The organism is Pseudorhodobacter ferrugineus DSM 5888, from assembly GCF_000420745.1.
GTDB classification, from domain to species: domain Bacteria; phylum Pseudomonadota; class Alphaproteobacteria; order Rhodobacterales; family Rhodobacteraceae; genus Pseudorhodobacter; species Pseudorhodobacter ferrugineus.
On sequence record NZ_ATVN01000002.1, the window covers coordinates 279658 to 289982 of the forward strand.

The 10325-nt window shown below is 58.9% G+C and carries 5 protein-coding genes and 1 tRNA gene; 5 read left to right on the forward strand and 1 reads right to left on the reverse strand.

Annotation, left to right across the window (positions count from 1 at the left end):
- Positions 1-42: 42 nt before the first annotated feature.
- Positions 43-5580 carry a GMC oxidoreductase gene (locus G560_RS0103135; protein WP_022702861.1) on the reverse strand — a complete coding sequence of 1846 codons (5538 nt, stop codon included), beginning with the start codon at positions 5578-5580 and terminating at the stop codon, positions 43-45.
- 415 nt (positions 5581-5995) lie between these two features.
- On the opposite strand from G560_RS0103135, the gene msrA reads away from it, so the two are divergent.
- The 5 genes from msrA to G560_RS0103160 all read left to right on the forward strand — a co-directional run bounded on the left by msrA (position 5996) and on the right by G560_RS0103160 (position 9959).
- Positions 5996-6490 carry a peptide-methionine (S)-S-oxide reductase MsrA gene (msrA, locus tag G560_RS0103140; protein ID WP_022702862.1) on the forward strand — a complete coding sequence of 165 codons (495 nt, stop codon included), beginning with the start codon at positions 5996-5998 and terminating at the stop codon, positions 6488-6490.
- Between the two features lie 119 nt (positions 6491-6609).
- Positions 6610-8139: a protein adenylyltransferase SelO gene (locus G560_RS18370; RefSeq protein ID WP_022702863.1), complete on the forward strand. Its 1530-nt coding sequence runs from the start codon at positions 6610-6612 to the stop codon at positions 8137-8139.
- 100 nt (positions 8140-8239) lie between these two features.
- Positions 8240-8929, forward strand: coding sequence for a CbiX/SirB N-terminal domain-containing protein (locus G560_RS0103150; protein ID WP_022702864.1), 690 nt, complete (start codon positions 8240-8242; stop codon positions 8927-8929).
- Between the two features lie 194 nt (positions 8930-9123).
- Positions 9124-9213, forward strand: a tRNA-Ser gene (locus G560_RS0103155).
- A 563-nt stretch (positions 9214-9776) separates the two neighbouring features.
- A complete protein-coding gene (locus G560_RS0103160; protein ID WP_022702865.1) occupies positions 9777-9959 on the forward strand; it encodes a hypothetical protein in 183 nt (60 codons plus the stop codon).
- The last annotated feature ends 366 nt before the right edge of the window (positions 9960-10325 follow it).

The following is a 10325-nucleotide window of genomic DNA, read 5'->3' on the forward strand; positions in this document are numbered from 1 at the left end:
CCGTCCATCGTCGTTCGCCATCTGTCGCCGCTACATCCCGCATTAGGCCTGCACACCCCCATCACGCGCGCGCAATCGGTCCAGCAAATAGGGGAACACCTCATGGTGCGCGTTCTTGCCGATGAATATGTCCATATGCGCGTACTCTTCAAACACAACGCGCGTAAACATATTTTTTGGCGCGTCTTTATGTGTGGCACGCAGCCAATGCAGCGTCCGCAAGGTGGTTTCCGGCAAGAAGATACGGTTCTTGCCGCCTGCCACAAAATCAATCGGAATATCAATGTTTTCCGGGGTGTTCATATAGGTATCTGCGCCCCCCGCATCCACAGCTTTGCCCCAGCGCAAAATTTCTGCAAGCTGCAAAAACGGTTCGGTCGATATTTTGCCAAACACACGGCCCAATGCGTTGTGGGTGGCCTCGTTCAACTGGTCATGGGCAAAGGACGGGCCAAAAACGCCGAACACGCGGTGGCAAACGGGATTATAGCACGGAATTTCACCCGGAAAGGGCACAGGCCACAGCAGCGCATCCAGCGTTTTTGCGGCCATATACCCCTCGGCGCTTGGATCCACGATTGACACCATATCCACGGTTTTCATCCCGTATTTCACGATATCCCCCAGCGCGGGCGGCAGGCCGATCCCGTCCACCAATCCCCGCATCGCCTTTGGTACACCTTGCACCAACAGGTTGGCCAAATGACTGTCGGCCTTGGCATAATTGAACCAACCGCTGATCGGGTGCAGGCTGGTCTGGCTGGAAACGACCGACCGCACGCCCTTCATCCCCGCAAGCAACCCCATCAAAACCGAGGTCGACGCGAAACAATGCGCAATGATCTGCACATCGGCCGCGCCGGTGTTATCCCTCACCATCTCTATCGCCGCTGGCCAATCCTCACGCGCGATATCGTCGATGGTAAACGGCTGGCGTGATGCATCCAGCGCGGGGCTGCCGCGATAATCGAACAGCCAAACATCATATCCCCGCGCCACCAAAAATTCGGCAAGGTTCTCGTCCGTGGTGTCCATCGCATAGGACGCGGCAGTCACCCCAAACCCGGGCGCAAGGATCACGGGCCCAAGCGTGCCCCCCTTATACCGCGTCAGCCCCAAGGCCTTGTCACCTACCATCGGCACATGCACCTCGGGCGCAGGCAGTCGCATCGGGCGGTGCGGGGCCTGCGCATCGTCCAACGCCGGAAAGTTGTTCAAATAGGCCGTGACACCGCCATAGCAGCGAAACACCAGCTTTGCGAAGACACTGCCAAAGCGCATCACCTCGTTTTGCTGCACAATTTCCAACAACCCCGGATGCCCCATGCGCGCCGCGATCATCAACCCTTGGCGAATGATCTCGGCTCGCAAGTCCTGATCTTGCAGGCGTTGGGCCAAATTGCCTTGCCATTGTGCGGCAACCAAGGTTGCCAGAATGTCAAAGCCGCTGGTCCAGATGTTCTGGGCCATCGGTGTTTGCACAGTCGAAAGTTGCTGCGCCAAATCCTCTAGGCCCAATGTCATGATGCCTTGAAAACGGGGCAGGCCGTGCGGCGCGGTTCCGTCCCAGATATCCACATTCAACGTCGTCAGATCCGTCCACCAGCTTGACCCCGCGCGGCGTTTCAGCGTCTTCACCCCTTTGAAATAAAAGGGCGTTTCATCATCGCTGTCCTGCATTTTGCCGGAATAGATCATATTCCAGCATTCAATCTCGCCGTCATTGGCGCGCAAAAGGTCAAACACGGCGCCTTCGTCCAAAATCAGCCGTCCGCCCAAGGCAGGGCAATCTATGGTGCCGGTCAGCGTGGCGCGGTGGTCGGGATCGGTCAGCAAGCGTTCTATGCTCTCGGTCGAGATGGTGAAATGCCCCACGATCGCCGCCTCCGGCCCCGTCATTTCGCCGCGGCGCTGGGCAACGCGGTAAGCGTCGGAAATCGGGCGGTCCATCTGCCTGTCGGCTGGGGCGATCACCCCTTCCATCTTTTCGTCAAACCGCAGGCCGGGGGTAAAATCGCCCGCCGCATCCTCGATCACCGTCAGCGCCCCCAAGAAATCACCACTGTCGATCTTGGCGTCCACCGCCTCCAATATTGGCAAAAACTCGGCGAACACTTCGGCAATCGCCCGCATCAGGGTATCGGTCAGCATCAATCGCAACACAGCCCAAGACGGGGCAAGCGGGCTGTCGACACCTTCGGTCACAGCCTTATAGGCCGCCTCGAATATCGCGCGGGCCGCAGCATAGTCGCCGTTATCTATCAATGTCTTGGACGCTTTCATCGCATCAATGATGCTTTGCAACTGTGCTGCAATATCGGGCGGTGGCGGTGGTTTTATCGGGTCGGGCACATGGCATTCGGCGGGCAGGGGCCGTGTGCCGGTATACTCAATTGTCCAGCCGCGCGATGTGGCCATCTGTTCAACCGCATATTCAGCCACGGCCGAAATGGTCAGCAAAGGGTTCACGCCCAACGCGCCCGGAATGACCGCGCCATCACAGACATAAAGCCCCGCATGTACGCCCCCCGCGCCGTCAAACACTTGGCAATCTCCGTTCACAACGCCCGTATCGGCGCTGTCGGCCATCACGCAGCCACCGATGGGGTGCACCGTCACCAGCTTGCGCCCCATCTCGGTTTGCCACATCGGATTGGGCTGAAACTCGGCCCAAATTGCGTCAGAGGCTTGGGCCAAAATCTTGTTATTGCGCAGGATCGACGGCTCGCTGCCTGCACCTTGCCAGCGCACGACGGCCTGATCATTGGTCAGTGTCACCTCGCCATCCGATGCATCATGGCTCATCACCAAATACGTCTGTGTGCGCCCCACAGGCCCGTCATAGGCGAAACGGGACAAACTTGCCGGATCCGTGTTTATCGCATTGCCCACATCGGCGGCATCTTGCAGCCGCAAAGACGTATCACCAAACTTGAAGGGGTCGCCTGTAATCGCTTGGTTCAAAAAGAATATCGCGGAAAACCCCATCGCAAGCCCCCCGGGCATCACGCCTTCTTCAATCACCATACCATCGGTGACAGGGGCGGCCGGATCGCGGCAATCGATAATCCCCGCAATACAGGGGCCGGGCTGATATTCCGGTAAATCTGGCGCATTGCTGCCCGCGCCAATGCCGCGCAGCATTGGGCGTGGGGTCTCCCCATCCATATCCCCGTCCAGATTGGCGTTATAGCCAAAGGCCAGCACATCGCCGTTGCCCGAAAACCGTTGCCCCAACTGTTTTGACAGTGCCAAACCCTTGGTTTTGCTGCGCAGCAATATTTCGGTCGACCCCAGCGTGCCTGCGCCCATCACGACCAGATCGGCGCTGATGACCCGCACAGCCCCGCCCTCAATCGGGCGGATATGCACATCCCACCCCGTAGCAGTCTTTTCCAAATGCCGCACCTCGGCGCCTGTGAAAATCTGCGCCCCATGCGCGCGGGCATCGGGAAGGTAGTTCATCAAAGTGGTATTCTTGGCACCATAGTTGCACCCCGTGCAGCAATCGCCACACAGATTGCAGGCGTTTTGGGCAAACCCAAAGGCGTTTGGCCCGTCCTCGAACGTCACATTGATCGGCGGGCGGTAAAACGGTTTGCCCATCTCGGTTGCCGATTGCTGCAAGGCCGCAAGCTTGGGCAAGGCGGGTGCGGTTTCGGGATAGGGCCGTGACCCCAACGCCTTGCGCGCGCGCTCGTAATAGGGCGCAAGCAGCCCCGGATTGTCGCGATACACAGCAGGCCAGTTGAAATGGTCTATCAACCTCGGGTCGCTTTCCAAGGCGACATTGGCATTGATCAACGATGTCCCTCCCAGCCCGCAACCGATCAGAACGCTCAGATCATCGTTCAGATGAAAATCAAGCAAGCCATCCGCCCGCCCCAACCGTTTCCCCGTCTCCGCGACCTGCACCTGTGCATCGCCTGCAATCTCGGTCATCGACCTTGGAAAATCGCCAGGCCGCATCTCGCGCCCGCGTTCCAACACGGCCACCTCGCGCCCCGCCCTTGCAAGGCGTGATGCCGCGATCGACGCGCCATAGCCGGACCCGATGACCACCACCTCATACCGCGCTTTGGCATCCGACAGGGGTTTTGACAGTTGAATACGGGTCATAGGCATACCTCCTGCGATGATCGCCTCGTGGTCTGATCGGTTCAACCGTGCCAACAGCATCTCTTGGCGCAGCGCGTATTCTGTGGCGGCGACTTGTGCCAAATGCGCCCACACCGGCCCAGCGGCCGCCACATACCCTGCCACCTCGGCAGCAAAGGCCTCGCCATCCGGTGTGGGGTGTGACGCAAGCCGCACCTCGGTCGGGGCGACAGCCCCGTTCTGCGGCGTTGCAAAGCAGCGCACCGACACGACATTCAGCATGTCATCCACCAACACCAAGGCTACCCCTTCGCGCCCGTTCAGGCGGGGGCTGTCCAGATACCAGCCCCCCGTATTGCACAGCTGCACAACCGGCCCTTTGGCGGGCACCAGCGTGTCAATGAACGGCTTGTGCGTATGGCCGAACACAAAACTCAACTGCGGCGGAATATGCCCCAATTCGTCGCGCAACTGCCCCGCAAGCGGGCCGTCGATATAGGCTTGCACCCCATCAACCCCACTGTCAGACAAAGCATCCGAAATCGACGCGCGCGCCGTGTCGGTATAGGCCCCGAAACTTGCATCAAGCGCTGCCAGCACAGTGTACCGCAGCGCCGCCTTCACCCCTTCCTGCCCACCCATCGGCAATTTCGGGCCCAGTTCCGCACTGATCGCCCGCGCAATGCGTTGCCGCAAATGATGCGCCTCGGACGCGACCGACAAACCGGTATAAAGCGTCGCCACATCGCGGCTTAAGGTCGAGGATTGGCCAAAGGACGACCAGCCGAAATCTATCCAATTGGCATTTTCATCGGCCAGTTCGGCCACCGTCACATGCAACCGCGGCACGCCTGTCAACATGTCATGTGCCGCACTCATCATGCGGTACGCACTGTCCAGAAAATGCCCGTGATGAAACGCCACACAGCGCCCCAATGTGGGGTCATGCAAGGCAAAATTCGGGTAATGGATGCGCACATCGCCATAAATCCCCGCCCGTTGGTTCAGCGCAGTGACAAAGCCGCTGGGTAAGGCGTTTCCTGTCTCGGATCGGGTATAAAGCGCCATCTGCGGAGCGCCCCCCGCCGCGACCGACGCGGTTTCGGCCGCCATCCGTGCGCTCGTCCACAGCGAATGGTCATGATTGCCGGGCAGGAAAATCATATCCGGCGCAAACAATCCGGCCTGCGCCCCCACCAACCCTTTCAGCCACCCGACATAGCTTTGCGCAGCGGCATTACGGTCGCTGAACGCAAGATCCATGATATCGCCCAACAGGATAATCGTCGCGGGGTCATCCATAGCCGCAAGGGCTGTATTCTGTTGCATCAGCACAGATTGAACAGCGCGCCCAAAAGCGGCTGCCGTTATGCTGGGGATCGTGGGGTCGGTGCGCGCCCCGGTTTCATCAACCGCAGTGGCAAGCGAAAGCTCTGCCCCTGCATGCATATCAGATACGACAACAAAACGAATTTTACCCATATCTAGACTCCACACCGTATCTTTAAAAAGACTTGGAAACCCGCACAGAAATTGTGCTCAATCGTTAAATATGTATCTAAAGAAACTGGCAGAGCCCTTTCGACAAAACAAGGCCGGATGCCCATTCCCTGTATCTTAAATACGTATTTCGCGGGTCCGCGGGCAATCCAACCGCTGGACAATCCCGCATAGCGAATAGCACCCATGCCACCTTCCCGCCTAGCGTGTTTGGCGCGCCGCGACCTTTCCTCACACAACCCGCGGGTCTTGAAACCAAACAGATTGCCCCCATATTGTCCCTCTACCCCAAGCGCCCATGTATCACCTTGCTCTTTCGGGATCTTGCGTGTTGCAATCTCCCCGCAATACGGTGCGGGGCATTGGGGCTACGGCGTTTACAAAAAGGGATGAAACGATGCAAGAACGTGCAGTGTTGGCGGGTGGGTGTTTTTGGGGGATGCAGGATCTGATCCGCAAACTGCCGGGCGTGTTGAAAACCCGCGTTGGCTATACCGGCGGCGATGTCGCCAATGCGACCTATCGCAACCATGGCACCCATGCCGAAGGGATCGAAATTACCTTTGACCCCAGCCAAACCAGCTATCGCAGGCTGTTGGAATTCTTCTTTCAAATCCACGATCCCACCACGGAAAACCGCCAAGGCAATGACCGTGGTCTGTCCTACAGATCGGCGATCTATTATGTGGATGACGCCCAAAAAGCGACCGCACTGGATACGATTGCCGATGTCAATGCCTCCGGTCTTTGGCCGGGCAAAGTGGTGACAGAACTGGACCCGGTCGGTGCGTTTTGGGAAGCAGAGCCAGAGCATCAGGATTATCTGGAACGCCGCCCCGATGGCTATACCTGCCATTTCCTGCGCCCTGATTGGGTTTTGCCCAAACGCTAGAATACGGCTCAACTTTTTCCCTCGGGCCGGACCCAATTCCGGCCCGTTGTCATTCCACCGTCGCTATGCCCACTGCCACAGTCGAAACGCCCTACGCTTTAGCCGTCAAAGGACACGCCATGCCCCCAGCTGCAACTCCCCAAACCGCGCCAGATACCTTTGGTTTTGTCTTTGACAACAGCTATGCGCGCGATCTCGAAGGGTTCTATGTCGAATGGCAGGGGGCCGCGGCGCCGGAACCCGAAATCCTGCGGTTCAATGACAGCTTGGCGCGGGAACTGGGCCTGAACCCCGATGCGCTGAACACGCCCGAGGGGGCGGCCATCCTTGCAGGCGCTGTGGCCCCCGCAGGCGCTGCTCCCTTGGCAATGGCCTATGCGGGGCATCAATTCGGCGGCTTTTCGCCCCAACTGGGCGATGGCCGCGCGCTTTTGCTGGGCGAGGTGATTGATCGCAACGGCAATCGCCGCGACATCCACCTCAAAGGCTCGGGTCGCACCCCGTTTTCGCGCGGTGGCGATGGCAAGGCCGTGCTTGGCCCTGTCTTGCGCGAATATCTGATGGGCGAGGCGATGTATGCGCTGGGCATCCCCACCACCCGCGCGCTTGCCGCAACGGCCACAGGTGCCAATGTGATGCGCGACGGGGGGCCGCAACCGGGGGCCGTTTTGGCCCGTGTCGCCGCCAGCCATCTGCGCGTCGGCACCTTCCAGTTTTTTGCCGCGCGGGGCGAAACCGACAACCTGCGCCGTCTTTTGGACTATGCCGTCGCCCGCCATGCGCCCGAATTGGCCCATGCCCCCGATGCCGCGCCCGATGTACAGATGTATGTACCGATGGCATACATAAGGCATACGGTAAATTTACAGGCGAAATTGGTCGCGCAGTGGATGTCCGTGGGGTTCGTTCACGGCGTGATGAACACCGACAATATGGCGTTGTCTGGCGAAACGATCGACTATGGCCCTTGTGCCTTTATGGACGCCTACGACCCCGCCACCGTGTTCAGCTCGATCGACCGTCAGGGTCGCTATGCCTATGAAAACCAAACAGGAATCGCGCGCTGGAATCTGGCACGGCTGGCCGAAACCTTGCTGGATTTTATCTCCCCAGATGAGGAAGAGGCAATCCGCCTCGCCAGCGCCGAAATTGACGCCTTCGGCGCGGTGTACGAGGCCGAATGGCTTGCCCTGATGCGCGCTAAACTGGGCCTGACCACCGCCGAGGATGGCGACTTTGCACTGGCCCATAACCTGTTGAAATCAATGGAAGGGCAGGGGGCGGATTTCACCAATAGTTTCCGCGCCTTGGCTGATATTTTGCAGGGCGATTCAGGCGCTTTGCGGGCCCAGTTTACCAACCCCGACGATGCCCGCGACTGGCAAAATGACTGGCAGTCCCGCCTTGCCCGCGACCCGATAGACCCCGAAAAACGCGCCGCCGCAATGAACCGCGTCAACCCGATCTACATCCCGCGCAATCATTTGGTCGAGGCGGCTTTGGACGCTGCAACCAAAGGCAATATGGCCCCTTTTGATGCCTTGCTTGCGGTTCTAATGGACCCATTTACCAAACGGGATGGGTTGGATGCCTATGCCGCTCCCGCACCTGACAGCTTTGGAAATTATCGCACGTTTTGCGGAACTTAACCGTAGAAAGACCTGCACTACGGGCACACAGCTGAGCGCGCCTTTTACAAAGCTTTAAGACGCGCTAAATATATGCCTCAGTACTAAGGCAGGAACCGAAATGACACATGAAGCGATTTTGGTTGCCCACGGCTCGCCTGCCGATCCCTTCTCGCAAGAAGCGGCGATGAAGGCATTGGCGGTGCGTGTCGCAATGTGGTTGCCTGGTTGGCGGATCAGGGGCGCGACATTGGCCCAAGCTGGCGCGTTAGAAGCGGCTGTGTCGCAACTGACCGCCCCGCTCATTTATCCGTTTTTCATGGCTGAAGGCTGGTTTACCCGCACGAACTTGCCCCGCAGGCTTGCCGAAGCAGGGGGGGGAGCCTTGGTTCAGTTGCTTCCATTCGGGACCGATCCCGCGCTGATCGGCCTCATGGCCTCGGCTGCAAAGCGCGCAGCTGCGACGAACGGGATTTTGCTTGCCGCGCATGGTAGCAAGGTGTCCAAGACATCGTCCGAGACGACTTATGCAATGGTGGAAAGCCTGCTGCAACTTGGGTTTGCCCCTGTGAAGGCTGGTTTTGTTGAAGAAGCGCCCTTTCTCGCCGACGTCGCACGCGAACTGCCAAATGTCACGTGCTTGCCGTTTTTTGCATTGCGCGCGGGGCATGTTGTTCAAGATATACCAGAGGCCTTGGAAGCTGCGGGCTTTCAAGGTCAAACACTGCCACCCATTGGCGAGGATATCGGCGTCGCGCAATTGATCGCTGCGGCGCTGTTGCGTTTTGAGGACCACAAATCCACGCCATAGTGCGTCGCAAAGCGGACAAAACGATGCGTTAGGCTCGGCCGTGAAATCCAAAAGTTTCACGGCTTGAAACGCGTAATCTTTTGTGCGGCAATCCTTCGACAATACCAAAATTCAAAACCCAAAGAAAAACCGTAAATCCCACTTGCAACCAAAGGCGCACCCAGCTAAACGGCCCCCCAGACGATCCCCGCCGCGGAGAGGTGCCGGAGTGGTCGAACGGGGCGGTCTCGAAAACCGTTGAGCCTGTGAGGGTTCCCAGGGTTCGAATCCCTGTCTCTCCGCCACTGGGTATTGAATTCATTGAATAATTCCTGATTTTGGCCCGCTCACCCCATCCTGACCCCGTTTGGGAGGTTGGCTTGCTTGGTGTTGGCTTTGTCGGCGGCTTCATCGCATCGGCACGGATAGTGGTGCGTCAGAATGTCGCACCCTTGCGCGCGGTTGATCTATAGCTGTCCGGTACGGGCGGCGATGGTCGACTAAGCCGGACTTGAAGGCCGCGCCCGTGCCGGACAAGCGCAGGACGCCGGACGTGGGCAGGGCGGGACGCCGCGCTGGACGTGAAGTGCGGACGTGGACACAAAGGACACAGCGCCGGACGCGGGGGCCGGACATGGACGCGGCACGGACCCGGACCCCACCCCCCGGCCTACCCCGGCGGCGCGGCTGTAACCTCTCTATGCCGCGCCTACAAAGCGGCGATTTTTCCCATCTTTTGGGTGCTTGGACTATCCGCGTTGCGCGTTGTCTTGATTGCGCATCGGGATCGTGCCACCGAATACAGCACGACCGGGGCGTTGAATGACGCGACCCCTTGCCACCCCAATGCGATGAAGGAAGCAAAAAGATGGACCCCAAGACGCCAACCGAAAAGCCGACGCAGACGAACAACCAACCCTCCTCGAAAAACCGTCTGGTGGGCGAAGCCCTAGTCGCATCCGGCCTCAAGAACAACGAACCGTCGATGGTGAAGGCCGGGAACGAACTGCTACAGAAAGCCGTGGCCCCAACAAAGCCCACGGACAGTTGAAGGCGGAAGCCTTGCGGTCGGGGTGGCATGTCTTCGGCCCCACCCCCCGGCCTGCCCTGAGAACGGCAGTGCAAAAGTGAGCCACGGAAGTGGCGTGATAATCTCGCTGCGGGCAATGTAAAATGTTGCCACTTTGGCCCTTACTGGTTTCAGGGAGGGCGGGAGATTTTAGTCGTGGATTTATATTTGAAGGTCCGCCTCGCGCGTCGGGGCGGCATGAGCGAACGGGTGGCAGCGGGCCATTTCGGGATTTCGCGTGCGAGCGTGAAGAAGATGATGATGTTTTCGGTCCCGCCCGGATATCAACGAACGGCAGATATCAAGCGGCCCAAACTTGATGGCTTCACCGGCTTCATTGATCAATGG

What these genes read in the sequence shown, in the direction of transcription:
- G560_RS0103135 (WP_022702861.1), bottom strand. Translation starts at nt 5,580, where the DNA reads ATGGGTAAAATTCGTTTTGTTGTCGTATCTGATATGCATGCAGGGGCA.
- msrA (WP_022702862.1), top strand. Translation starts at nt 5,996, where the DNA reads ATGCAAGAACGTGCAGTGTTGGCGGGTGGGTGTTTTTGGGGGATGCAG.
- G560_RS18370 (WP_022702863.1), top strand. Translation starts at nt 6,610, where the DNA reads ATGCCCCCAGCTGCAACTCCCCAAACCGCGCCAGATACCTTTGGTTTT.
- G560_RS0103150 (WP_022702864.1), top strand. Translation starts at nt 8,240, where the DNA reads ATGACACATGAAGCGATTTTGGTTGCCCACGGCTCGCCTGCCGATCCC.
- G560_RS0103160 (WP_022702865.1), top strand. Translation starts at nt 9,777, where the DNA reads ATGGACCCCAAGACGCCAACCGAAAAGCCGACGCAGACGAACAACCAA.